Genomic DNA, 25577 nt, shown 5'->3' on the forward strand with positions numbered 1-25577 from the left:
TCGTTTATCTGATAATTTCGCACTCGCGGCAAATGTCTGAACTGCGGATGCAGTTGCAGGTACTTCTCGAGACCCCGATAGCCTCCGGTTCAGTAAGTTTGACCAATCAGTACGAAAACGGCCCACTACGACATTCATACTAGATTCAGTTCACGACTGTTCCGAGACCTACTCGGAAGTTCCTTTATTTTCGCGAGTACGCGTACCCCAGCCTCACGTTAGTTCACGCTGCTCAGCAGAAAAAAATTCGGCCAATCAGGCCAATCGCAGCGACATTTGCCCACGCAGCAGTCGGGCCATAGGCAAACTGGAATCTTACCGCTTCTTTTGCGGTGGCAGTCAGCTGCCCCCCAGATCCGAGTAAGAGCGTTCACCGCGCGTGATTTGCCGACCCAAGATGTTCTTTGCAGCTTTCACTTTGCCCTCACGCAGATGCGCAGTGATTGCATCATGTTCTTTCAAAGATTTGGCAGTGCGATCCGGGCGCTTTGATAAATACGTGCGCATTGTGCGGACGATGTCACTGACTTTCTGATATCCGTCCCGCAGGTAGCTGTTGCCACAATGTCTGAAAAATGTGTCGTGAAAAGCTGCGTCCAACTCGAGATAGCGTTCGAAATCATCGGTCTTCCGCGCGTCAGTCATCTCGGAAACTAAATCCGTAAGTTCATCAAGCAAGGCAGAAGGGTTTTCAACAAGCGCCTGATCCATAGCCGCTGTTTCGAGGATCAACCGATACCTACAGAGTTGCACGACATCCGCGTGAGACAGAGTGAAAACAAATGCTCCGCGCCGCGGAACGATCTGCACAAGACCCTGAAGGTTTAACGCTGCAAGGGCCTCGCGAATCGGCGTCTTACTGATGCCCATGGCCGTTGAAAGTTTGGCTTCCTGCAGCGATTCGCCCAACCCAAAGACACCCTGCACGATGTTTCTCCGGATTTCCGCCTCCGCAATTTTGCTCAATGAATCCGGTCGCTTAAGTTGCATATTTCCTGCCATGTTTAAGGTATCTGACCACTCTACTGCTTCAGGGTATCACGTCCAGCATTGATTTATATATTGTATCTGATATGTCAGATGAAAGATCGTAAAAAGACTGAACAATTTATGGGAGGAAACCTTGTTCAACAAATCCACATTCGCGCTTGCCGTCGCCATGTCGACCGGACTTGCCATCGCGGCCTCGGCTGAAACAGTTATAAAAGTTGGGCACGGTGCCGCCGAAGCATTCCATATGCATCGTGCGCTCCTGAAATTCGAAGAACTGGTTGAGACCGGTTCGAATGGCGAGATCGATGTCCAGATCTTTCCATCCTCGCAGATGGGCCCGGATCGCGAGATGATCGAAGGTGTTCAAACCGGCGTTCTTGAAATGGCCATTCCCCCGTCTTCGTTCTTCGCAGGTTGGGATCCGGCTTTTGCGGTGATCGAGCTTCCCTACATGTATGCCTCCAAGGACATCGCCTTTGACGTTCTGGATGGTGAGGCCGGAGACGGAATGCTCGGACGGGTCGAAAATCAGGGGCTCGTCGGTCTTGGTTGGCTTGAATTGGGCGTGCGCAACGTGACCAACAATGTCCGCCCGGTTGAAACACCCGAAGACCTTGAAGGCGTTAAGCTGCGCACGATGAAGGTTCCGGCGCATGTGGCAACATTCGAGACACTCGGCGCCAACCCGACACCGATGAACTTCGGCGAGGTTTACTCTGCCCTCCAGCAAGGCGTGATCGACGGGCAGGAAAACCCGCTGGCGATCATTACTTCGCAGCGTTTCTACGAGGTGCAGAAGTACCTTTCGACCACGGGCCATGTCTTTGCGGTCTACATGCCGGTCATCTCCAAACCATTCTTTGACTCGCTGCCCGCGGAGCATCAGCAACTGGTCCGGGACTCGATGGCCGCCGCACGAGATTATCAGGCCGAACTGGTCGCCAGCGAAGATGCAGAACAGCTGGAACAGATCCGTGCTGCTGGTGTCGAGGTTCTGGAACTGACTGCAGAGCAGAGACAGGCTTTCGCCGACAGAACCGAGAGCGTTCGCCTGAAATATCGCGATGAAGTTGGCGCAGAGGCCTACGACGCTTGGGTCGCTGCGGTATCCGCTGCAAGCGGAAGCTGACCCACGCAATACTCTGTCAATTCGGGCACCCGGGCCATCCGGGTTCAGGTGCCCCTTTCGTTCAAGGGGAGGTGAACGATGTCGGCTATCAAATGGATTGATATGAATGCCGAAAAAGTCCTGGCCAGTGCGCTCCTGGCCGCGATTGTCGTGTTGATTTTCGGCAATGTGTTCATGCGCTACATCATGAATGCCTCTCTTTCATGGGGTGAAGAGCTAACGCTTTGGCTATTCGTCTGGTTTGTCTGGCTTGGTGTCAGCTATGCCTTCCACACCGGCGATCATGTGCGCATTACAGTCCTGCGTGATGTCCTCAGCGAGCGGGCGAGGCTTTATGCGGATGTTGTGATCGCGCTTCTGGTTCTTGGGTTTCTGATCGTTCTGACAATTGAATGCATCAAGCTGATCCTGCAGCCCTTTGTGGCCAGCCAGACCTCGGTTGTTCTGGGGCTGCCAATACCGATTCTGTATGCCTCAGCGCCGGTTGGTGCCGGCTTGTCCGCGATCCGCGTCACTCAACATCTGATCCGCACCCTGCGCCTGATCGCAGGGACCAAAGCGTGAGGAGCCCGGCATGCTTGCAACAACGCTTTTCCTGACACTTTTCGCCCTTCTGCTCTTCAGCGTGCCGATTGGCATCTGTCTGGGTCTTGCGACCATGATCGTGATGGTCTTCGTGGATGGCACGCCACCGATGGTTCTTCTGGCGCGCTCAGTGGTAACAGGCGCGGACTCATTTCCGCTGATCGCCGTTCCCTTGTTCATCCTCGCGGGCGACCTGATGCAGCACGGCGGAATGTCGCGCCGTCTGGTTGGGTTCGCCAATGCACTGATCGGTCATATCCGGGGTGGGCTGGCTTATGTGAACGTGCTCGCCTGTGTTTTCTTTGCCGCCATATCCGGCTCGTCTCCTGCAACTGTAGCCGCCATTGGATCAAACATGATCCCCGAGATGGAAAAGGTCGGCTATACGCGCAAATTCAGCGGCGCATTGACGGCGTCTTCGGGGATGATCGGCGTGATGATCCCGCCAAGTATCCCCTTCATAATCTATGGTGTTACTGCCGAGGTTTCGATTGGAAAGCTGTTCCTGGCGGGTGTTGTTCCCGGTATCCTTTTTGCCCTCGTGTTCATGTTGGTCGCCCGCGTTCTACTGCGAAAGGACACGGTTGTTCAGCAATCGACAACCACGTTCTCAGGCCCGGGCGTCTGGCAGAGTTTCCGGTCTTCGATCTGGGCGCTTCTGGTGCCAGTAATTATCCTTGGGGGCATCTATAGCGGTATCTTCACCCCGACCGAAGCCGGTGCCGTGGCTGTGGTTTATGCCGCCTTCATTGGCATCTTCGTCTATGGAGACATCACCCTGAAGGACCTGCCAGAGGTCTTGGCGGGCAGTGCAAAGACCAGCGGCACCATTCTGATATTGGTGATCATGGCGACCGCCTTTGGCAGACTGATCACGCTTGCAAGAATCCCGACAGAACTCGCCACAACGATCACCAGCCTGTCTGACAATCCGATCATCATTCTGTTGTTGATCAATCTGCTTTTGCTGGTGATCGGCATGTTCATGGAGACGATTTCGTCGATCATCATCATGACGCCGATCCTGCTGCCGGTTGCAACCGCGCTGGGTGTCGATCCTATCGTCTTTGGCGTCATTTTGACGGTCAATCTGGCCATCGGATTCTGCACACCACCTCTGGGCGTAAACCTTTTCGTGGCCAGCAGCATTTCGAAGGTCTCCATCGAAAGCCTCAGCCGGGCGATCCTGCCATTCTTTGCCGGCATGCTGATCCTGTTGATGTTCATCACCTATGTGCCCGCAATTTCCCTGGCCCTGCCATCCCTTTGGTGACCGGCTGAGGCGTTTCAAACGTTAGACAACAAAACCAGAGGAGCCGGATGGATCTGGACCTATCCCACCCGTCGATAGAAGATCTTCGGAAAACTGCGCAAAAACGCATCCCGAAGTTTGCCTTCGAGTATCTCGACAGCGCAACAGGCAGAGAGCTGGGTAAAAGCGTGAATCGTGATGCGCTTGATGCTATCGGATTCATGCCCAGCGTGCTGTGTGGACGAACCAAAGCGAACCTCCAAACGACACTGCTGGGGCAGACGTACGATCTTCCGTTTGGAATTGCACCTGTCGGTATGTCTGGATTGTTGTGGGCCGGTGCGGAACGGATGCTGGCGCAAGCAGCCGTCGCGCACAACATCCCGTTTTCACTGTCCAGCGTCGCGGTCGCCTCACCGGAGGATGTCGCCCCTTACATCGGCCAAAACGGATGGTTTCAGCACTACCCAGTGAACTCTGCAGAATTGCGCCGGGCAATGCTGCCACGGATCAAGGCCGCTGGTTTTCACACACTCATTATGACTGTCGATGTCCCGGAAGAAAGCAGGCGAGAACGCCAGAGACGTGCAAACCTGACCGTCCCGCCCAAGGCCGACTTGCGCACGCTTGCTGAAATGGCCGCGCGGCCGGCTTGGTGCCTTGCCCATATGCTTGAAGGTATCATGCCGCGCATGCGGTTCTTTGATGACTATGTGCCGCAGCGCGGTCGCGAGAGCTTTACGCACGCGGGCGCTCTGATCCGTGGCATTCCCGATTGGCAATATCTGCGAGAATTGCGCGACGAATGGGATGGTCATTTTGTCGTCAAAGGCGTTTTACGGTCGGAGGATGCTGTAAAAATGGTGGCCGAGGGCGTAGATTGCATTTGGGTTTCAAATCATTCCGGCCGCCAATTCGAAGCTGGACCTGCCGTAATTGACCAGTTACCAAAAATCCGAGATGCGGTCGGACCGGATGTCCCACTCATATACGATTCTGGTGTGGCCTGGGGCCTGGATATCATGCGCGCTTTGGCCAAAGGGGCCGATTTCGTCATGGTCGGGCGGGCATTTCAGTATGCGGTCGCGGCTTTTGGTGCACCGGGCATAGATCACCTCGTGCACATTTTGCGAGCTGACATGACAGCCAATATGAGTCAGTTGGGCGTTGAAAATCCTGACCACCTTGCCCGGTTCCTTCTGAACAGCGACTGAACAATCCCCTGGAACCGGAGAGCGTTAGGAATGCGTGTCGCCTTTGTTCCCACGCAGACCCTGGACGATCAAATCAGCCGTTGACCGCGAACACGCCATCGGCAAATCGTAAACTGTGGCAAGTCGCGTCAAAGCCTTTACATCCACATCGTGCGGCATAGGTGAGAGTGGATCGACGAAGAAAATCAAAGCGTCGAGCATGTCTTCGCAGATCATTGCACCAATCTGCTGGTCGCCACCAAGCGGACCGCTTTTCAAACAAGTCACATTCAACTCAGGAAAGGCTTCTTTGATACGGCCGCCGGTCGTACCTGTTGATACGATACTAACTCCTGATAGCCGGGTCTTCTGAAGGCCAACCCAAGCTACGATCTCGTCTTTTCTTGCGTCATGCGCAACAAGCGCAAAACACGGACGGTCACCGGATGAATTGTTCAACGTAGTCCTCCCCAAGACCAACTTCTGCGAAGTGCTTTCGACAAAGTTCGATCTTTGTGAACACATCCTCGTAGCCTTGCACCTTGCCCCACGGATCGACATAGCACATCACACCGTTGACCTGGAAATAGGTGATCATCTCTTCAACGTCATCCGGAACAACCAGCGTGTGTGTTTCACCCGGTGGTTCATAGACATAGCCGCCCTCTTCGGCGACCCAGTCATGTTCCAAGTAGTGCCAGCGTCCTTTCAGAACAAAGCCGTGGACAGGTTGCGGGTGACGATGGCGCGAAAGGACACCAGCCTTTCGGACCTTCAGCAGGTTCATCCAATAGCCTTGTGACCGATTGAGGCAGAGGGGTCGGAACCACACGTTTTCGGCCTGCGGCACCCAGAGCCTTTCGTCCTCGGAGACCGCGTTCGGTATTACAATCTCTTCCTGTGCATCTTTTGGGAACGGCAACTGATACGGCATTCGGGCAGTGTCGTCGTTTTTCATTGGCCTCTCCTCACATTGCCAGATAGCCACCGTCGACCGGATAAACCGACCCGGTGACAAAGCTGGCATCTTCACTCAGAAGCCAGCGTACCAGCGCGCCAACCTCTTCAGGTTTACCCCATCGTTTCATCGGCGTACGCGCCATGATACCTTCGGTTCGATCTGGGTCGTCCCGAAGACCTTGGGTCATTTCCGTCTCGATCCAGCCCGGTGCAATGGCATTTACTCTGACGCCGTCTTCGGCCCAGCGACCTGCCAATGCCTTGGTGAGTTGTGCGACCCCACCTTTTGAGGCGGAATAGGCCGGGACCAGTGGGCCGCCAAACGTGCTGAGCATGGACGCGGTGTTAACGATTGCCCCACCCTGCTTGACCAAAAGCGGTTGCGCGGCGAGGCAGCAGCGCATCGTCCCGGTCAGGTTGACATCAAGAACCCTGGCAAAGACGTCGATATCATATTCTTTACCCCTGAGCAGAATCCCCGCGCAGTTCACTAAAGCGTCGAGGCGCCTGAGGTTGCCGAACACAGCATCGACCGAAGCCTGATCTGTCACATCGAGAAGCTGTGTTGTTATCCCGGCTTGAGGAGCAAAGGCGTCCAACTCGGAGTCCGACACGGATGCGGCGATAACGGACCAACCAGCATCGACAAGCGACCGCGCCACACCCGCGCCGATACCTCGGGTGCCTCCGGTGACAATGGCTTGTTTCATCTTTGATCTTTCAGTGCTTGGGTGAAAGCACGCGCACGTGCGCCAATATCATCCAATGCACGGCCCGGCTTGAACAGGGCCGATCCCAATCCGAACCCGTTTGTCCCGGCTGCCTGGTACGCGGCCATTGTTTCAGGTGTGATCCCCCCCACCGCAGCAATGACAGCTTCTTGGGGCAAAATCGCACGCATGGCGGCGATAGCGGTCGGCGGCACCATCTCAGCTGGAAAGAACTTTAGAACAGAGGCACCAAGATCCAAGGCGGCAAAGGCCTCGGACGGGGTCACGACGCCCGGGCACCAATATAGATCCCGCGCAACCGCGGCACGCCCCACATCCGGGTTCATGTTCGGTGAGACTATGATCCGCCCGCCTGCATCAGCAACCGCATCGACTTGCTCAGCGGTCAGGACTGTGCCTGCCCCTACGACGGCTTGCGCGCCATAATGCTTGGCAATTCGAGCGATCGACTCCAGCGGATCTGGAGAGTTCAGCGGAACTTCGACGATACGAAAGGCGGCCTCAATGAGCTCACCCGCAACTGGTAAAGCGTTTTTTGGTTCCAGCCCGCGCAAGATTGCAATCAGTGGGTTTTCGGCCAGCGCCGCGGTGAGGTCGATCATCCCAAAAGCCCCGCTGCGCGGGCAATAAGAAAATGCCCTTTGGCGACGATATCATCCGGCGCACGGCGGGTTTCCAGCCCCGCGGCCCGTAGGGCAATATCATAGCGGTCTGACAGGTCGCTGCGTCCCACAAGGGTGACGGTGCCGATGTTTTCGACAGCGCGGGTCGCAGCCGCAACCTCCGCACCTATCAGAAGGCCGGACAAGTAATCAGCCGTAGCAACCTTGGGGATTTTGCCCATGAGTGGAAGGGTCCGAACGTGAAACAAATTGTGCAATAGATTAGAACCCCCTTCGAGGCCCGCAGCTACGCCGGTTTCAAAGGCAGCTACGTCGAAGTCGTGATCCTCCATCAACGTGCCAAGGATCGTGTGCCCCTTGAGAGCAGCAAAGATCTCGCCCGTCATATAGGTTGAGAAATCCACGATCTGCCCATCCGCAACCTGGACCCATTTGCTGTGCGTGCCCGGCATTACGAAAGTACCGTCGTTCAGGCCAAGCGCGGACGCGCCAATAATCTGCGTTTCCTCGCCGCGCATCACGTCCGGGCCGCCCGCGTGCTCGATGGATGCCCCCGTCACAAAGTGAATCCGGGCTCCGCTATCGGCATCATGTGGCACCAAAGCCCGCGCAAGACCACAAGCGCCAAGCGGCATTTCGGCATAGGGCGTTTCAACCCATCCGTTCCGGCTGGTTATCATGCCAGATGCAAGGATCGGCAGATCAATCTGAGCAACCCAAGGACCAATGAGACGATCAAGGACCGCCTCGAAGGTCTTTCCAGAAACCTGCATGATGCCTTCGGGTGAAGAGACACCGTCAATGACCTCACCCTCCGCACCAATAAGAAAAGCACGGAGAGAAGACGTTCCCCAATCGACACCGATAAGGGCTGGTTCAGATACGACCGAATTCATTTAAAAGATCCTCGACGGTTTTTCCCTTGGCGACCCACTTGCGGGTTTCTTCTTCGCGGTCAGCCTGTTCCTGGGCAAGGCGCACGGTTTCTTCGGCCAGTTCCTGTGGAACCACGACCACACCCATCAAATCGGCCACGATGAAGTCCCCCGGGTTTACGACCACGCCACCACAGGCAATCGGCACGTTGATCGAAAGCTCGTCCTTGCGCCCAGAAAACATCGTGTGCGTTCCGCGCGGGGTGATCGCCCGTGTCCAGATGGGCCAGTTGATGTCTTCCAATTCGTCCGTATCGCGTCCCGTACCATCTACGATCATGCCGCGAATGCCCCGGTTCTGCGCCAGCCCGCCCATGAGTCCGCCGCAGACCGACGTATTGACGTCACCGCCCGCATCCACAACGATCACGTCGCCGGGTTGGCCCATCTCCAAGGCTTTCAGAGGGTCAACGAGGTCGCCTTTGGAAAGCTGCACAGTGACGGCCTGACCCGTAACCTTGGCTCGAAATGCGGGTTTGATAGCGCTGTCCATCACACCGGTGCGGTACTGAACATCGGCAAAGATGGCTGCTGCTGAATAGGCCTCGAGCACCTTGTCGAATTTCTTGAGCAGATCCGGGTTTCGTTCAAAGTCATTGAAGACCCTGAGGTCACTACTAACGTCTGGCATTCTTGTCTCCTGTTATGCGGGTGTTGCGGCCAATGCCTCGGCATTGACGGTGTAGTCTGGCTTTTGCCCTGTGAGCACCTTGGCCACCTGCGTTGCTGCGGTGACCCGGGCGGCACGTATGGATTCTTCGGAGTAGTAGGCGGCATGTGGTGTCACGAGCACGTTGGGCAGCGTGAAGAGCGGGTTGTCATCCGGGCTCCAATTGGCACGCTTGGCCGGTTCTTCTTCGGGGTCATCGAGGCCGGCGGCGGCCAGATGGCCATTGGTCAGAGCGCGGTAGAGGGCCTTGTTGTCCACCGTTGGGCCGCGACCCGTGTTCACCAGGATTGCGCCCGGCTTCATCGAAGCGAACTCCGCATCCGACAAAAAATGATGGGTATCAGGCGTCATAGGCGCCTGCATCAGGACATAGTCGGAGCGTGCCAGAAGATCGGCCTTGGACACCAACTCCACTCCCAGCGACGTGGCGACATTTGCCGGCAGGAAGGGATCATAGGCAATGACATTGACGCCGAAGGCCCGCGCCCGTGCCACGATGGCCTGTCCGATCTTGCCCAGCGACACGACACCCATTGTGCGTCCGCGCAAGCGAAAAACCGGTTGCCCACTTTGCCATTGCCAGATCCCCGCATGCGTTGCGCGGTCATAGTCTGGCAGTTTGCGGGCAAGTGTCAGCCATAGGGAGATCGCATGATCTGCGACCTCTTCGGTGCAGTAGTTTTGCACATTGGTCACCAGAATGCCTCGTTCGGTGGCCGTGCCGACATCGACAATATCGACACCAACACCATAGCGCGCGATCACCTCACAGCGTTCCATCCGCGTGATCGTTTGCTGCCCGATTTTGGCATATTGGTTCATCATCGCAGCGCAGTGCGGCGCGACCTCAAAAAGGTCTTCTTCGGATTTGGCCTGAAGCGCGATGACTTCGGCGCCGGCCGCTTCGAGGATCTCGGTTTCCACATCGACATTGCCAAAGTCGTAGTCGGTGATAACGACTATCGGCCGATCCGTCCGTGGAACGAATGTCGGCTGATCAGACATAGGCACCCGCCGAATATGTCAACTCGTACGAGTGGCTGTAGAGTTCGAAAATGTTGCCGAACGGGTCTTCCATGTAGACCATGCGATATGGCTTTTCGCCTGGATAATACTTACGCACCTGTTCCATGCGCTGGCGACCGCCCAGTTCCTCGATGATCTTGATCCGCCCCTCCAGATCCGCATCCTGCACACAGAAGTGAAACAGACCCCGGCGCCAATACTCAAACGGGCGTTCTTCTTCGATCGTCTTGGGAAATTCGAATAGCTCGATACCAACGCCGTCGCCCATCGATAGGTGTGCGATACGGAATTTGCCCCAACCTTCGCCAAAGACGTCGTCGCACATCTGGCCGATGGCGCTTTCGTCATGGAGGATTTCTGTAGGCTCCATCAGCACGTATAGATCGAACGCCTTGGAATAAAATTCCACAGCTTTTTCCAGATCCGGAACCGTGATGCCGATGTGAGAGAATGTAAGTGCAACCATGGGAGGCTCCTTTGTTAGAACGTCAGAGAATGTTGCGAATGATGCCGCCTTCGATCCTATGCGCAGAACCATTGGAGGCGGTGCTGGCCGAGATCGTGACGATCATGCGGGCGACTTCGTCCGGTTGAACGAACCGCTGGATCAACGAGGTGGGCTCGTCCGACTTGAAGTAGTTGTCCACGATTGTGTCGAGCGATTCGCCTTTTTGAGCTGCAAGACCATCGAAGTAGGCCTCTACCCCTTCGGTCCATGTCGGACCGGGCAGGACGGAGTTAACCCGAACCTGCGTTCCCTTGGTGAGCTCTGCCATGCCACGGGTGAGACCTAACATGGCAGTTTTAGTGACTGAATAGTGCACCATCTGAGGCAGAGGCTTTACCGCGGCTTCGCTTGCCATGTTGATGATCGACCCAATGCCACGTTTTAGCATAGCAGGCAGGAAAACCCGGCTCATCCGAACTGCAGACAGGACGTTGATGTTAAAATAGTGCATCCAGTCATCATCAGTCAGGTCTTCGAATGGTTTGACCGAAAAGATGCCGACATTGTTAACGAGGACATCAACATCACCCTGCATTTGTGCGAACTCTGCCAGCGCGCTTGATTCAGTTGTGTTCGTCAGATCCGCCGCCATCCCTGTAACGTCGCCCAAGGTGGCAAGGTCGTCCACGCAGGCACTCACTTCGGTCTCCGTCAGACCGTGGACAATGACACGTGCGCCTTCCTGCAAATAGACTTTCGCAGTCGCCTTCCCTATCCCAGAGCCAGAGCCGGTGACGAGGACAAGCTTGTCTTTCAGCCCAAGGTCCATGTCATGCTCCCTTTTTCACACTGGATGTCTGAGCGGACGACGCGCGCCCGAAAATGCGGGCCATCAGGGCAGAAATCTCAGCCCGCCACATGTCGATGCCAACGGCCAGAAGGATGATCAGTCCCAGCACGATATTCTGAACAGATGACGGTGCTGCATTCAGGTTCAGGCCGTTCTGGACAATCACGATGGTCATGGCTCCCATCAGAGTGGCGAGGATGTTGCCGCGCCCTCCAGCGAGACTGGCACCTCCGACCACAGCTGCGGCTATCGCCTGCAATTCAAGCGTTTGCCCATAATTAGGGGAGCCGGAGTTCAAGCGTGCTGACATCAGGATCGCGCCTACGGCGGTCATGAACCCTGCAATAACAAACGTTGTTGTCTGTACCTTACGCACGTTGATGCCGGTCAGAACGGCGGCGGCCGGGTTGCCGCCGACGGCATAGATTTCGCGGCCCAGCTTTGTGAAATTCATCGTAAATGCCGCAAGTGCATAGAAGAAAACGAGATAGAAGAAGGGCAGCGGAATGCCAAACAACTTACCGTAAAAGATCGGCTCAAGCGCGGGATCGAGCGAAAAGATCGGTGAGCCATTGTTGAAGGTCAGCGCGAGACCACGGAATGCGATCAGCGCCGCCAACGTTGTGATGAAAGATGGTATGCGCCCGTAAGCAGTTATCAAGCCGATGAAGAGTCCCAGCAATCCACCGGCGAAAAGGATAAGCGGGAGTGCCAGCACGAGCGGAATGCCGAGGAACTTCAGCATTTGAGCAAGAATCATGGTCAGCAAAGCGACCATGGAACCGGAACTCAAATCGATTCCAGCCGCGAAAATCACAATCGTAGAACCGATGGCAATGAGCGCCACGATGCTGACCTGCAAGGAAAGGTTTGAAAGATTGCCAGGATTCAGAAACCGCTCTGTTGTGAGCGCGACAATCAGTGCGACGATCACCATGGCCGCGAAGGGTCCGATCAGTTGAGTGTCAAAGATCCGCTTCATGCGAAAACCTCCTCTGGCTTAAGATGTGGGACGTCTGCGGAGGCCCGAACCAGGTCATCATGGGTCAGTTCCGACGCATCCACGGTGCGCGTGATCGTGCCGTGCTGCACGATGGCGATCCGATCGCTCATCGCCAAAAGCTCATCGTGGTCCGAACTGATCAGGATGATGGATTTACCCGCGCGGGTCAGCTTGTTTATCAACTTGTAGACCGCGATCTTGGCGCCGATATCGATCCCTTGTGTGGGTTCATCAAGGATCAGGATCTCCGAATCCGAGAACAGCCAACGCGCGATCACAATCTTCTGCTGGTTCCCTCCGGAAAGGAAGTTGACTGTCTTTTCCTCAGCCTGAGTTGAAATCTCCAGATCGCGGATCAGGTCGTGCGTAGCGTGTTCCTCAGCCTTTAGGTCCAAGACACCAAACCGGCTCAGACCGCCAAGCGACGCCGCGGTAATGTTACCGCTGGCCCGGAAATTGAAGAACAAGCCATCATATTTGCGGTTCTCCGGAACCAAGGCCAAACCAGCGCGGATCGCGTCGATTTCCCGGCCGAACCGGACTGGATTGCCTTTTAATATGACCTGACCGGCAACAATCTCATCTGTTCCAAACAGGGCCCTTGCAATTTCCGTGCGCCCGCTTCCCAACACGCCGCCCAGGCCCAGCACTTCACCTTTGTGGAGCGCAAAGGATGCATCCGTCACTCCGGCATTGGTTGCAAGCCCGCTCGCTTCGAGAACAACTTCGTGGGTTGCATTCTGCTCTTTTGGGTAGTGTTCACCTATGTCTTCCCCGACCATGGCGCTGACAATTTCAGAGACGTTGATTTCCGTCTCGCCACTGGCTCGCACGACGCGCCCATTGCGCAGGATCGTTACTTCGTCGACGATCCGCTCCACCTCATCCAAGCGATGGGAAACATAAAGAATAGCTGTTCCGCGGCCGCGCATGTTGCGCAACAACTGGTGCAGGCGTTCGATTTCGTCCTCGCCCAGCGCAGCCGTGGGCTCGTCGAGGATGATCATACGGGCGTCCATCGCAATAGCCTTGGCAATCTCGACAAGCTGCTGCTCACCCACTGAAAGCGTGCCGGTGATGGCATTGGGTGAAACATCGACGTCCATCTCTGCCAAAACACGGGCGGCTTCGTCGTGCACCTTACCCCAGTCTATTACCCCCAATCTCGACCGGGGCATGTTGCCCAAGAATATGTTCTCGCCAACAGACAGTGTTGGAACGATCGAGAACTCCTGAAACACCGTTGCTATGCCCAAATCGCGTGCGACCTGTGGGTCACCGACTGTCACCGGTTGCCCGTTGTGAAGAATCCGGCCGCTGTCAGGTTGCTGCACGCCGGACAGCGTCTTAATCATCGTGGACTTGCCGCAGCCATTCTCGCCAAGCAGCCCATGGATCGAGCCGGGCATAAGCTTGATACAGACTTTGTCATTCGCCAAAACGCCGGGATAGGCCTTGGTGATATCGACAAACTCCCAAAGGGGCATTTCTGTTGTCATCTTGGGGGCCTCAACTTGAACGGGAAACTTAGCTTAATTGCGCCCCCGGCAGCACACGAAGATGCCACCGAGGAGCAGGGAGAACGCTCAGTATTCTTTAGACGGCTGCGGGAAGAGCTTTTCAGGCTCCTTTAGCACGGCGACAGCACCGTCTTTATCTTCGATGGAGGTTGGCGTTTCGATCCATCCTCCGGGATAAGTGCCGTTCAATGCATCAATCGTCGCCTGCATAGCCGCCCGCCCCATAAGGAACGGTGAGGTATTAACGGTCGCAGTAATGTTGCCCGCTGCGATTTCCTCCAGACCCGAGGTATCGCCATCGTTGCCGAGCAAAACAATGTCGGAGCGCCCGAGCGCCTTGGCCGCAAATGATGCCCCGATGATCATATAGTCATTTGCCGCGAAAATCATGTCGAGGTCGGGATGCGACTGTAAGATATCCATACCAGCGGTATTGCCACCTTCGACATTCCACTTGCCGTCAATGGACACGACCACTTCGAAGTTCTCGTTGCCGTCGATACCGTCCAGGAAACCACCCACTCGCTCGGTCGAGTGATACCCGGGTTGACCTTCGATGATGCCAACCTTCAGTGGCTTGTCTCCGTAGTTCTCAATAGCCCAATCAGCGATGTTGTGTGTGCCGTTTCGCTGCGAATACCCGACCACGCCGTGGATCGGCGTCGGAAAGTTCGGGATATCCGAGTTGATCATCAACACCGCCATACCCTTGTCGACCGCCTGCTTGAGAAGGGGCGCGGCGGCAAATTCATCGTGGGTGCCAAAGATGATCGCATCCACATCCTGGGTCAGCACGTCCTGGATCATGCCCATTTGGCCGTTGATGTCAGCACCCGATTGTGGGGCCAACATGAAAACTTCAACGCCCGCTTCAGCCGCAACCGCTTTGATACCCTCGCCAATTGCGATGTAGTAGTTGAACTCGGTTGCGGGCGGCATGTAGGCGATGCGGAACTTTTCGTTTTTTGGAGCAATCGCATCAATTGGAGCCTGCGCACCGTCTTCGAGCGGGACAGGTGTCGGATAGTCTTCCGCATGGACGACAGAGGCGAGCAGGGCGAAACCAGCGGCCATTGTCGTATTTATAAGTGTTTTCAGCATCTTATTCTCCTCCAGAAATTTTTTATTATCCGTTGAATGGCGTGTCGAGCACGCCGCAAACGCCGGGTTTGACTGCAAACAAGCCGCCAGATTCCGGTTCTCTTGATAGAGCGTCCTCGTCACTCATCAGGCGCGAGGTCGTAATGAAGAGCGTGTCGAGTTCCGGGCCACCAAAGGCACAGCAGGTGGGCTTCCAGACAGGAATTTCTATGACCCGGTCAATCGCGCCGTTCGGGGCGACGCGAACAACGCGGTGACCTTCCCACTCGGCGTTCCAGACACCACCTTCGGCATCGACACAGGACCCGTCGGGCAGCCCCGGTTCGTTCTTGAACGAAGCGTGAATGCGTCGGTCAGAAACCGAACCAGTGGCGGGGTCGTAGTCAAAGGCTACGATTTCCCGGTCTGGTGTATCCGCAAAAAACATCGTTTCGCCATCTGGGGCAAAACAGGCAGAGTTTGCACAAGACACCTTTTCGATGATTGTCCGCACGGACAAGTCTGTGTCGATGCACAAGACTGACGAATCGTGGGCTCCGGACACCTCGTTCATCCCACCGACGATCAGCCTTCCCTGCCGATCTGTCCGTCCGTCGTTCAGTCGCGTCTCAGCGTTGGCAGGTTCGAAGCGGGCAACAAGCGTCTCCGCTTTCGTGTCCAGATCAAATAGAACGACTCGGTCTGCATAGGCAACGATCAAGCCCCCTTTTGCGCGAGGAGCAAAACAGCAGACGCGCTCTGTCATAGGGTGTTTGGCGCTCTTCAAAGTCGACGGATCGTAAGACCAAAGCGCGCGGCCTTCGATATCGGTCCACCAGACAAGCTCATCGGCAGAGTTCCAGAAGATCCCCTCCCCATGCTTATTCCTGCAATCAAGAACTAACTCTGCACGCATTTCAAACTGGCTCCCCTCCAGTCAATCTGATATCTGATATTCCAGCTTGCCTTATCTGGTGTATCAGATATCTTCTGTCATGCAACACATTTTTTTGGAGACCCCGATTATGGCCCTTGAACGACCCAAATCTCTCCGAGAACTTGCCTTGGAGCATTTGAGGAACAGTATCATCGACGGCTCGCTAAAGATGGGCCAGATACTTTCTGAGCGTAAGATATCCGAGGAACTTGGTGTCTCCAAATCGCCGGTTCGCGAAGCGTTGGCCCAACTGCGTGATGAAGGGCTCGTTAGTATCGAACCGCAAAAAGGTGCACGCGTATTCTCCCTTTCCGGGTCTGAAGTAACGCAAATCTGCGACTTCAGGCAGGCCATCGAGACCGCCGCATTTGAACTGGCGCTATCAAGGGACCCTGATGGGCTGGCCGACAGTATGGAGAGAGTTGTGAAAGACATGGCGCACGCACGATCCCGCCGCGATGAACGCGAGTACCTGGCTCTGGACACCGCTTTTCACCAATTGATCTTTGAGCATGCCGGGAACGACTATCTGACCGCAAGCTATACGCGCTACATTGGTAAGATCGCCGCATTGCGGACCCATTTATCCAAGCTACCGCAGCACACAGAGCTTTCATTCGAAGAACATCAGAAAATCGCGGTCGCGGTGCGTAAAGGTGATATGGCGAAGATAAAATTGCTTCTGGTGGAGCACATTGATCGAACTCGGCAGGCCTATGAAAGTGCTTCGATCGTGCTTGAGGGCGCGAAGGCCTCCTAATCAACGCTAACTCGTTTCAAGGGGCAGTCCTGCGAAGGGCTGCCCTTCTTCATGCCGTACTTAGCTTCTCCATAAAATAATTGACATCTGATATCTCAGATGTCAATCAAGCGTTGGGAGGAATACAATGACGTCAGTTTCGATTCTTGATCCGAGGAACACGCCACCCCTGATCCGATTGGATGCGGTTAGCAAAAGCTTCGGTGCAAACGTTGTTCTTAATCATTTGGAATTCGAACTGCGCCCAGGTGAAGTGCATGCGCTTTGCGGTGAAAACGGAGCAGGCAAATCCACGTGCTTGGGTCTGCTCTACGGGCTTCATCAACCGTCAGCGGGAAGAATTCTGTGTGACGGCAATGAACGCCGAATTGAAAATCCGTCGCACGCGCAATCGCTTGGCGTCAGTTGCGTGTTTCAAGAACTCAGCCTGGCTGGCGCTCTTTCTGTCGCTGAAAACATCTATGCCGGACGAGCTCCGACCCGTTTGGGTGTCGTTGACTGGCCGGAACTGCGCCGCCGTGCCGAAGCGCTTTTGGCAGAGTTCGGACTGGTTATCGACGTTTCGATCCCCGTCGACAGCCTGCCAATCAGCACCCGCCAGATTGTAGAAATTGCCAAGGCGCTATCCCTGAATTCACGCGTTCTTTTGCTGGATGAGCCGACATCAGCGCTGGCTCCTGACGAAGTGGACGCGTTGTTCGACGTACTTCGCGGGCTTACAAAAAAGGGTATCGGCATTGTCTATGTCAGTCACCACATGGACGAGATATTCCGAATTTCCGATCGAATTACCGTTTTGCGGGACGGACGCCATATCAGCACTTTATCGGTGAGCGAAACCTCCCAGGAACAAGTCGTTGCGGAAATGATTGGCGGCGGGCACCCGGGTGACGTCTGTAGATCAGTCAACACTTCAGGGAATGATATCCTTACCGTCAAAGGCCTGACGCACCCAGGTGAATTCGAAGACATCTCCTTTTCGATTAGGGCCGGCGAAATAGTCGGCATGGCCGGGCTAATGGGCGCCCGCCGAAGCGAGATTGTCCGCTCGATAGTTGGATTGATGCAAGGAGCCGAAGGGATTGTCGAGTTGCGTGGGGTACCCGTGAAACTCAAGTCGCTACGCCATGCCATGCGCTTTGGCGTAGGTTTTGTACCGGAAGAACGGAAGACCGAAGGTTTGTTTCTCGAGCAATCGCTTAGCGACAACTTGATCGCCGCAAGTCTTTCTGAACACGCGAGCTTGGGCATCATGCGCAAGGCGTCAATAAAGAAAGCCAGCAACGCTGCCATTGATGTATTTAGCGTCAAAGCCAGTGGGATCACTGAAGACGTCGGCGCTCTGTCGGGAGGAAATCAGCAAAAGATCATGCTGGCCAAATGGCTCAAGCGCACGCCTGACCTTCTGATAGTGGAAGAACCTACGAAAGGCGTCGATGTGGGGGCGAAATTTCAGATCCACACAGAGCTGCTCCGCCAAGCGGCAGAAGGAATGGCGATTCTGGTGGTGTCGTCCGATTTTCCGGAATTGGTTTCGCTGTCCTCGCGCATTCTTGTCGTTCACGAGGGTCGTCTGATGGGCGACATCGCCGCCGAAGACGCCAGTGAAAGCGTACTTCTGCAAATGGCCGCCGGGAACGCCAATCGCTCGGCTGCCCAGCCATCCCAACACAATGGAGTCGCGTCGTGACCATGGTCGCTCAAGCCAACATTTCCGAGAAACGGTCACTTATGCGGCGCGTCCTGCAGGCATTCGTTGACATCCGTGAGCTGACACTGATCGTTTTGATCGCCGCGATCATCATCGTGATGGCCAACGTCAATCCCTATTTCTTCAGCTTTTCGAACTTTCGGGCCGTGGCTGTGGGCATGGCCCCGACTGCAATCATTGTGATCGGCATGGCAATCCTGCTGGCATCAGGCGGGTTCGATCTTTCGGTTGGATCAGTCATGGCACTGTCTTCCACAGTTGTTGCCATGTTGCTGCTGACTGGCATGCCTATCCCGCTTGCGGTGATCTGCGGTCTGATTCTTGGTGGCGTCATCGGGGTTGTGAATGGTTTGCTTGTCACGGGACTCGGGATCAACCCATTGATCGCCACACTTGGGACAATGTCGATCGCGCGCGGCATCGCGCTGGTTCTGACCGAGGGTTTCTCAGTCTCCAGTCTGCCCGCATCATTCGGCTGGATTGGCAAGACCGACATTGGCGGCTTTCCTGTGATCGTGTTGCTGACCCTCGTTTTGGTGATCCTTTTTGACCTGGCAGTGCGCCACACCCGGTTCTTCAGGCAGGTCTACTTCATAGGTGCGAATGAAAAGGCGGCAATGCTTTCAGGCATCCACGTAACACGCGTTCGCATCATTCTTTATGCGCTGACGGGTGTTTTAGCGGCCGTGGCTGGGGTCCTGCTGGCCTCCCGCTTGATGAGCGGCACGCCAACAGCTGGCAATGGGATCGAACTGCAGGTGCTGGCTGCGGCCGTTATCGGTGGTGCGTCGTTGCGCGGAGGCGAAGGCACAATTCTCGGCGCATTCCTCGGCGTCGTGTTCGTTGCCTTGATCAACAACACAATGACCATGCAAGCCGTTTCGATCTACTGGCAAATGATTGTCATCGGTGGCGTGCTCGTCTCGGCCGTGGCATTGGACATGCTGATCCGCAGCAAACGGGGCTGACCTCAATCAAAAGAAACCGAAAACTACTAATCATCCAAAAGGGAGATCACGATGACTGAGATGACTGTAAATCGGCGCAGGCTGCTAACTGCGGGCACTACCGCAGGATTGGCTGCCGCCTTCGGACTACCAATCCTGTCGAAGGAAGCCATGGCACAGGCGGCTGGTAAGGAATATGTATTTCTCTCCATCGTGACTCAGGTGCCGTTCTGGGTGGATTACCGCAACGCGATGGAAGACCTCGAAGAACTGATGGGTATCAAGGCCACGTTCACCGGTCCGCTGGACTTCGACACAGCAGCACAGGCGCGTCAGCTGGATGAACTGATCGCCCGCCGCCCCGCTGGCATCCTGATCTTCCCCGGCGATCCCGCGACCTTAGCACCCGGCGTGGAGCGTGCGGTCGAAGCTGGCATCCCAGTTACTTGCTGCATTGGCGACATCCCCGACAGCCCCAGATCAACGTTCCTGGGCATCAACGGCGTTCAGGCTGGCCGCGTCGGCGGCGAGATGCTGGCCGAAGCCATTGGTGGAAAGGGAAAAGTCATCCTTGGTACATTCCCAGCGCCGTCGACCCTGGAGCGTGTCGAAGGGTACAAACAGATCTTTGCAGAGAAATATCCTGACATTGAGGTGGTTGACGTCGTCAACGACAAAGCCGACCCGTCATACGCTCCGACGGCCTATCTTCAGGCTATCCAGGCCAACCCTGACATTGTTGGCATTGGTGGTACGGACGGCGACAGCGGCAAAGGCGCAGCCATCGCGGTGACCGAGGCAGGTCGCAAGGACATCAAGATCGTCGCGATGGACCGCAACGATGACATGCTGCCCTATATCGAAGACGGCACGATCCACGGTGCGGTAGCTCAAAAATCCTACCTCGAGATCTTCCTCGCCTTCCACATGATGCACTGGCAGAACACGGACGCACTGAAGGTCTTGCCGGATTGGAAGGCGGCAGGGATCAATCCACTGCCGGAACGCGTCGAAACTGGGGTTATGCCGATTACGGCGCAAAACGTCGCCCAATTCAAGCACGTCTAAACGTTTTCCCGGCGCAAAAGTCTTGCGCCGGGTCACCGCTCGGGAACCCCTCATGTCTGATCGATGGTCCGTTCTACAGTTAACAAGAGGCGAATTGGAGCTTGTTATCCTGCCCGGAATTGGTGGCCGTTTGTGGGGTGTTACTTTCCAAGAGCGATCGCTGCTTTTTCAGAATCCGGACTTGGTACACTTGCCGGTTGATGAAATTGATCTGGCCGACTTGCCAACACGCTCCCCGCAGTTTGGTTTCCCCCTCTGGGGCGGAGAAAAAACCTGGATAGCTCCGGACACGGCCTGGAAGGATAGTGCCCCGTTTACGGCACTCGACAGTGACCCTTTTCTGGTCACCTCACGAGATGAGGATCATGTCGAATTGACAAGCCAGATCTGTCCTGTCTCGCACCTGTCCGTGGCGCGGCGCATCACCCTGAAGTCAGCCGCTGTGTGGAGCATTGAGCATAGTGTGACCAATCACGGTCACGTTTCCAGGGCAACAGGCATTTGGTCAGTCATGATGATCAATACGCCCGCCACAATCGGGATTACGATGGGCGCTCCCGTAATCTATCCCGTTTTCGGGCACTCTGGATCAATGGTTGAACTGGCGGCAAACTGCGTCATTGCAGATTGCGCCAAACAACAAGAATTCAAGGTTGGACTTCCTAACCCAGATGGGGAAACGCTTATCAAGATCGGCAAAGCTGGCCCCTGGATACTCTGTACAACACACCCGCCAGCACCGAGCGACAGCTTTATGCATCAGTATCCCGTCGAGGTATTCAATTCGGGCGACTATTCCTATTGTGAGGCCGAATGGCATTCGCCAAAATCTGATTTGGCGCGGGATGAGACGCTCAGGTTTCGTCAGGACTTTGAAATTTGGCCAAACAGCAATCCACCAATTCTTGGCTCGAAAAGGAATAGGGAGTTACTATCATGCATGTCCTGATTACAGGTGCAGGTGGGCACCTGGGTCGAAAACTCTTCGACGTTTTGGAGGCGGATCCTGACTACAAAGTGTCAGGGATCGACATTCGCCCGGTTGATCACCCGGATATTCATATCGCGGATCTGTCTGGCGACCCTATCTGGATCAAACTTCTGGAAGGCGTGGATGTGATCGTCCATCTGGCCGGAGACCGTGAGCCTGCCGCAAGCTGGTCATCGGCGATCAAGCACAACATGGACGCGACGCTGTCGCTCTACCATCATGCCGTAGCGATGGGCGTTAAACGTGTGGTTCTCGCCAGTTCGAACTGGGTCCACGGGGACAAGCGTTTCACCACTGATGCGTTGAACAGCGACACGCCTCCAGGGCCCGTGAATGCCTACGGCATGTCAAAGCTGTTTTGCGAACGGACCGGCGCTTACTTTGCGCAACATCATGGGCTTTCGGTCATCTGCCTACGCATCGGCTGGACCCAATGGACCCATGGCAACAAGCCTGGACTGCATATGGCGATGGGTCGTTGGGGACAGGAGATGTGGCTGAGCGATCGGGATTTCCTAAACGGCATGCGCGCAGCGATAGACGCAAAGGACGTCGCGTTTGCCGCCCTAAATCTTATGTCAGACAACCCTGGCATGCGTTGGGATATCGCCGAAACAAAACGGAAAATCGGGTACGATCCGCAAGATGGAAGCACCGCAAAAATGACATCCGCCATCGCAATTAGAACCTCGATCAAAAGGCTTTTCTCATTTCACATCGTTAAGTTTTTTGAGAAGCGACTTCCGCATTGGTAAAAGCGGTACGTTGAAGTTTTTGATGCTCTGCGTTCCGGGCAGTTCGAGAGTAGTTGCGGCCCTCATCGCCGCGTCATTTCCACTTCATAATTCCAAAGCAATTCAAAACAGAGAAGTGCTACACAATACTGGACTCAAACCGATTTCCGAACGCTGCCCATTAGCTACATTTCCTTTATTTTTTTAAATTTCAACATGTTGACAGAAAATCCCACCACACCAGCCATAAAAATCCATATAATACAAAAGTTTATCGGCGCTACCTATTTGGATAGAGAGCCCCTTTCTGATCCCGACTACCGGTTTTTTGTGGTAGATTCTCGCTTGCAACAATCCGGAACGTCTAGATTCAGCCGCGTTCAACTGAAATTTGGCACTAGAAAATGGATCACGGTTCCGCTAAAGCCTGCCGGCCGTACCACCCCTATCGAATAGCATTGCCTCGCCCCTTCCCGCTTTCGCCACGTGGCAGATTCGCAGAAACAAACAGCTTCACTGTCTGACCTCCAAATCAACCCTGATTTTCCAAAGGGGAAGTCAGATCAAACGAAACTTACTGCGGGAGTCTGAAATGGGGTTTTGGATCAGCTGGTGACGCAAACTTTAATTTCGTCTGACGACTTGCAAAATTTTGGAACGTCCCTGATATTTGACCCAATCGGCTGCCAAAAACCTCAATAAGTCGGTCAATCGCTTCATTCATTTCTGTCCCAATCTTCAAGCGCTGTTTACTCAAAACGAGCGACTGCTTGTTGCAAACTTGCGGATAAACTCTCGAATGTTCTGTATGACACTTTCGAAACGGCGTCATTTGTCCGTCCCAAGCCAAGCTCTTGTAACAATGCCTAAAGAAACTTTAGTAGAGGCCCGCGATCTTTGCCCTCAGTTTGACCAGTGACGCTACGGTGTCGATTATGGGCGTTGAGATCCCTGTAAGTTGACCCAGTTCTTGCACTGAAGTTACCAAGGCATCAATTTCCATCGGTCGGCGCAACTCCAAATCCTGCCACATAGAGGTCTTGTGCGCACCGACAGCTGCTCCGCCATCGAGCCGTTTTTCAACGTCGATCGGAAATTTTACACCAAGTTTCTCACCGATTTCCTGAGCCTCAAGCATCATCCCGCGGGCCACGGAGCGTGAGCCTTGGTCGGTACACAAGACATCAAGTGTTGAGTGCGTAAGAGCTGAAATCGGGTTGAACGACAGATTACCCCATAGCTTCAACCAAATTTCATCCCGAATTCTCGGCCTTACGGGCGCACGGAGTCCGGCGGCGGATAGCGCAGCCGAAAGCTTGGCAGCACGGCTTGATTTAGAACCATCGGGCTCGCCCAACGAAAAACGATTACCTTCGATATGCTTGATTGATCCCGGAACAATGACCTCAGCGGCTGGATAGACGACACATCCGAGGACTCGATCTGGTCCAAAACCGTCCCATTGAACGTTACCCGGATCGACTGACGCCAGCCTCGTCCCCTCGTAGGGGCCGCCCAGTTTGTGGAAATACCACCAAGGCACCCCGTTCACTCCACTTACAATCGTTGTCTCATCCCCGATCAACGGTTGCATTGAGTCTACAACCGCCGGAACGGAGTGCGCTTTCAGAGTGATGAACACATAATCTTGTGGGCCGAGATCGGCAGCATTGTCGGAAGCACGTATTGGGACGGTTTTTGGATTTTCCCCATCCTCCAATAGAGTCAGTCCTTTTTCCTGAATGGCGTCCAGATGGGGCCCTCGCGCGACGACACTGACGTCCACGTCTGTCTGTGCGAGTTTTGCGGCGACGTAACCTCCAATAGCTCCGGCACCAAAGATACAAATTTTCATGTGCCTATGCCTCCGCCAGCCCCAGCTTTGCGGCCAGCCCTATTCTTTGTATTTTACCTGTTGCACCCTTCGGAATCTCATCGAGAACAACTACTGAACTTGGGACTTTGAATTTAGCGAGCCGAGAACCTACAAAATCTCTAACTTCATGACCCGCGATTGAGGCACCTTCTGCGAGCACGACCGCCGCGGCAATATCTTCGCCCAGTTTATCGTGGGGCACAGCGAAACAAACTGCCTGAGCAACGTCCGGATGACTCAATAGAATGGTGTCAACTTCAAGCGGGCTGATTTTCTCGCCACCTCGATTGATGAGCTCCTTTAGGCGCCCAGTCAGTCGCAGATAGTTCTCTTCATCGAATGACCCTTGGTCACCTGTGCGAAACCAAGTTTTTCCTTCCACTTCAAAGAAACTGTCTGCATTTGCCTGCGGGTTGCTCTCGTATCCCGGTGTCACGTTCGAACCACTGATAACGATTTCACCGACCTCCCGCGAAGCGATCAATACATTTTCTGTCTCGTCTGCAATTCTGACTTCTGGACCTGCTGCCATTCCAACGGATCCAGGCTTTTGCTTTTGGGGTGGAAGCGGGTTGCAACACATTTGATGTGTGGCCTCAGTCATACCGTAGGCTTCGATGACAGGCGCATTAAACGTTGCCACCAACTCTTCCATTACCGGGCCTGGCAACGAAGCAGAAGAAGATCGAAGAAAGCGCAACCGCGATTGATCAATGATTGATTGGTTTCGGGCAGCTCGGGTCAGAATTGCTTGATGCATCGTCGGAACTGCCGTGTACCAAGTCGGATCGACTTCAGCGACCTGTGAGAAAAAGCTGAGAGCGTTGAAACCATGGGCGCAGCTAATCTGAGATCCAGCGCCTAGTGAAGCGGCAACAGCCGCAATCAGCCCATGGATGTGAAACAGCGGCATAATACTTAGACAACGATCATCGATTGTCAGTTTCAAAGACAAAGCCACATTTAGGGCGGATGCGTAGATATTAGCCTGCGTCAGAGGGACGATCTTGGGGCGCGACGTTGTTCCTGATGTATGGAGTATCAGGGCGACGTCATCTTCACCCGGCGCTGACGTATCAGCCACTCCGATTGGGTCACAGGCCAAAAGGGAAAACTGTCCAGCTGGACGAGAACTATCACTAGTAGAACGCAATACGGCCACACCCAGTTCAGTCGCCGCTTGAACGGCTGGGCCATTTTCGTTTTCGCTGACAAGAAGAGCCTTGGCTTTCAGGTCTTTTAGATAGAAGACGTATTCTTCGAAAGTATACGCGGGGTTTAGAGGTGCTGTCGTCGCCACTTGGGCGACGGATATGAAGGCCGTCGCCATCTCTGGTCCGTTGGGCAACACAATTGCCACCCTGTCGCCGCGTCCTATTCCGATCTGATGGAGATCTGCTTTGACCATTGCGCAAAGTTCGCGGAGCCCAAGATAGTTCAGCCAAGATCGGCCAGGAGCACCGATAGCATTTGCAGTGCCAGAATGGGGTGCAATCAATTCAGCGACTAAGTGGGGCATCCGGGTTCCGTTCACAAAAGCATCGGCCTAACGTGC

At 54.9% G+C, this 25577-nt stretch carries 26 protein-coding genes; 10 read left to right on the forward strand and 16 right to left on the reverse strand.

The genetic code is table 11. The features are described 5' to 3' along the window. Positions 1-339: 339 nt before the first annotated feature. The gene (locus ACR0L4_RS16560) at positions 340-1002 is read right to left on the reverse strand and encodes a GntR family transcriptional regulator (RefSeq protein WP_170753421.1); all 663 of its coding nucleotides are present in this window, start codon (positions 1000-1002) and stop codon (positions 340-342) included. Between the two features lie 121 nt (positions 1003-1123). On the opposite strand from ACR0L4_RS16560, the gene ACR0L4_RS16565 reads away from it, so the two are divergent. The 4 genes from ACR0L4_RS16565 (at position 1124) to ACR0L4_RS16580 (ending at position 5173) form a co-directional block, all read left to right on the forward strand. Beyond that, complete coding sequence (locus ACR0L4_RS16565; RefSeq protein WP_480514244.1) at positions 1124-2122, forward strand: TRAP transporter substrate-binding protein; 999 nt, start codon at positions 1124-1126, stop codon at positions 2120-2122. 78 nt (positions 2123-2200) lie between these two features. Next, positions 2201-2686, forward strand: a complete 486-nt coding sequence (locus ACR0L4_RS16570) for a TRAP transporter small permease (RefSeq protein WP_480514245.1) — start codon at positions 2201-2203, stop codon at positions 2684-2686. Between the two features lie 10 nt (positions 2687-2696). Then, positions 2697-3980, forward strand: coding sequence for a TRAP transporter large permease (locus ACR0L4_RS16575; protein WP_480514246.1), 1284 nt, complete (start codon positions 2697-2699; stop codon positions 3978-3980). 47 nt (positions 3981-4027) lie between these two features. Then, positions 4028-5173 carry an alpha-hydroxy acid oxidase gene (locus ACR0L4_RS16580; RefSeq protein WP_480514247.1) on the forward strand — a complete coding sequence of 382 codons (1146 nt, stop codon included), beginning with the start codon at positions 4028-4030 and terminating at the stop codon, positions 5171-5173. Between the two features lie 24 nt (positions 5174-5197). Here ACR0L4_RS16580 and ACR0L4_RS16585 read toward each other — a convergent pair whose 3' ends face one another. The 13 genes from ACR0L4_RS16585 to ACR0L4_RS16645 form a co-directional block, all read right to left on the reverse strand. Beyond that, positions 5198-5677, reverse strand: a complete 480-nt coding sequence (locus ACR0L4_RS16585) for a methylglyoxal synthase (protein WP_480514248.1) — start codon at positions 5675-5677, stop codon at positions 5198-5200. Beyond that, positions 5592-6110 (reverse strand): 2,4'-dihydroxyacetophenone dioxygenase family protein, encoded by a 519-nt coding sequence (locus ACR0L4_RS16590; protein WP_480514249.1) that lies wholly within the window; start codon positions 6108-6110, stop codon positions 5592-5594. The genes ACR0L4_RS16585 and ACR0L4_RS16590 overlap by 86 nt, the downstream gene beginning before the upstream one ends. Positions 6111-6120: 10 nt before the next feature. Next, a complete protein-coding gene (locus ACR0L4_RS16595) occupies positions 6121-6822 on the reverse strand; it encodes an SDR family NAD(P)-dependent oxidoreductase (protein WP_480514250.1) in 702 nt (233 codons plus the stop codon). After that, complete coding sequence (locus tag ACR0L4_RS16600; RefSeq protein ID WP_170753437.1) at positions 6819-7445, reverse strand: 2-dehydro-3-deoxy-6-phosphogalactonate aldolase; 627 nt, start codon at positions 7443-7445, stop codon at positions 6819-6821. Before ACR0L4_RS16600 ends, ACR0L4_RS16595 begins: the two co-directional genes overlap by 4 nt. Next, positions 7442-8362, reverse strand: a complete 921-nt coding sequence (locus ACR0L4_RS16605; RefSeq protein WP_170753439.1) for a 2-dehydro-3-deoxygalactonokinase — start codon at positions 8360-8362, stop codon at positions 7442-7444. Before ACR0L4_RS16605 ends, ACR0L4_RS16600 begins: the two co-directional genes overlap by 4 nt. Further along, the gene (locus ACR0L4_RS16610) at positions 8343-9032 is read right to left on the reverse strand and encodes an RraA family protein (protein ID WP_058275456.1); all 690 of its coding nucleotides are present in this window, start codon (positions 9030-9032) and stop codon (positions 8343-8345) included. Before ACR0L4_RS16610 ends, ACR0L4_RS16605 begins: the two co-directional genes overlap by 20 nt. Before the next feature lie 12 nt (positions 9033-9044). Further along, positions 9045-10076 (reverse strand): C-terminal binding protein, encoded by a 1032-nt coding sequence (locus ACR0L4_RS16615; protein WP_170753441.1) that lies wholly within the window; start codon positions 10074-10076, stop codon positions 9045-9047. After that, the gene (locus tag ACR0L4_RS16620; RefSeq protein WP_058275454.1) at positions 10069-10563 is read right to left on the reverse strand and encodes a lactoylglutathione lyase family protein; all 495 of its coding nucleotides are present in this window, start codon (positions 10561-10563) and stop codon (positions 10069-10071) included. The genes ACR0L4_RS16615 and ACR0L4_RS16620 overlap by 8 nt, the downstream gene beginning before the upstream one ends. Before the next feature lie 22 nt (positions 10564-10585). Beyond that, positions 10586-11374, reverse strand: a complete 789-nt coding sequence (locus tag ACR0L4_RS16625; RefSeq protein WP_170753443.1) for an SDR family oxidoreductase — start codon at positions 11372-11374, stop codon at positions 10586-10588. Between the two features lies 1 nt (position 11375). Next, entirely contained in the window at positions 11376-12377 is a 1002-nt protein-coding gene (locus ACR0L4_RS16630; protein ID WP_170753445.1) for an ABC transporter permease, read from the reverse strand. Continuing rightward, positions 12374-13897: a sugar ABC transporter ATP-binding protein gene (locus ACR0L4_RS16635; protein ID WP_480514251.1), complete on the reverse strand. Its 1524-nt coding sequence runs from the start codon at positions 13895-13897 to the stop codon at positions 12374-12376. The genes ACR0L4_RS16630 and ACR0L4_RS16635 overlap by 4 nt, the downstream gene beginning before the upstream one ends. A gap of 87 nt (positions 13898-13984) precedes the next feature. Beyond that, on the reverse strand, positions 13985-15019 hold the full coding sequence (locus ACR0L4_RS16640; RefSeq protein WP_170753449.1) for a sugar ABC transporter substrate-binding protein: 1035 nt from the start codon (positions 15017-15019) through the stop codon (positions 13985-13987). Between the two features lie 25 nt (positions 15020-15044). Continuing rightward, positions 15045-15914, reverse strand: coding sequence for an SMP-30/gluconolactonase/LRE family protein (locus ACR0L4_RS16645; protein ID WP_480514252.1), 870 nt, complete (start codon positions 15912-15914; stop codon positions 15045-15047). A gap of 109 nt (positions 15915-16023) precedes the next feature. Between ACR0L4_RS16645 and ACR0L4_RS16650 the strand changes: the two genes are divergently transcribed. From ACR0L4_RS16650 to ACR0L4_RS16675, 6 genes are all read left to right on the forward strand, one after another. Next, positions 16024-16695, forward strand: a complete 672-nt coding sequence (locus ACR0L4_RS16650) for a GntR family transcriptional regulator (RefSeq protein WP_170753453.1) — start codon at positions 16024-16026, stop codon at positions 16693-16695. 127 nt (positions 16696-16822) lie between these two features. Beyond that, positions 16823-18385 carry a sugar ABC transporter ATP-binding protein gene (locus tag ACR0L4_RS16655; RefSeq protein WP_480514253.1) on the forward strand — a complete coding sequence of 521 codons (1563 nt, stop codon included), beginning with the start codon at positions 16823-16825 and terminating at the stop codon, positions 18383-18385. A 2-nt stretch (positions 18386-18387) separates the two neighbouring features. Further along, a complete protein-coding gene (locus ACR0L4_RS16660) occupies positions 18388-19374 on the forward strand; it encodes an ABC transporter permease (RefSeq protein ID WP_480514264.1) in 987 nt (328 codons plus the stop codon). 51 nt (positions 19375-19425) lie between these two features. Further along, positions 19426-20421 carry a substrate-binding domain-containing protein gene (locus tag ACR0L4_RS16665; protein ID WP_480514254.1) on the forward strand — a complete coding sequence of 332 codons (996 nt, stop codon included), beginning with the start codon at positions 19426-19428 and terminating at the stop codon, positions 20419-20421. A gap of 52 nt (positions 20422-20473) precedes the next feature. Beyond that, positions 20474-21370 carry a hypothetical protein gene (locus ACR0L4_RS16670; RefSeq protein WP_480514255.1) on the forward strand — a complete coding sequence of 299 codons (897 nt, stop codon included), beginning with the start codon at positions 20474-20476 and terminating at the stop codon, positions 21368-21370. Further along, positions 21358-22167, forward strand: a complete 810-nt coding sequence (locus ACR0L4_RS16675) for an NAD-dependent epimerase/dehydratase family protein (protein ID WP_480514256.1) — start codon at positions 21358-21360, stop codon at positions 22165-22167. The genes ACR0L4_RS16670 and ACR0L4_RS16675 overlap by 13 nt, the downstream gene beginning before the upstream one ends. Positions 22168-23023: 856 nt before the next feature. Here ACR0L4_RS16675 and ACR0L4_RS16680 read toward each other — a convergent pair. Together ACR0L4_RS16680 and ACR0L4_RS16685 are read right to left on the reverse strand one after the other, a co-directional pair. Then, a complete protein-coding gene (locus tag ACR0L4_RS16680; protein ID WP_170753465.1) occupies positions 23024-24001 on the reverse strand; it encodes a 2-dehydropantoate 2-reductase in 978 nt (325 codons plus the stop codon). Between the two features lie 4 nt (positions 24002-24005). After that, positions 24006-25541, reverse strand: coding sequence for an acyl--CoA ligase (locus tag ACR0L4_RS16685; protein ID WP_480514257.1), 1536 nt, complete (start codon positions 25539-25541; stop codon positions 24006-24008). Positions 25542-25577: the final 36 nt, after the last annotated feature.

The organism is Ruegeria sp. AB5 (assembly GCF_056542645.1).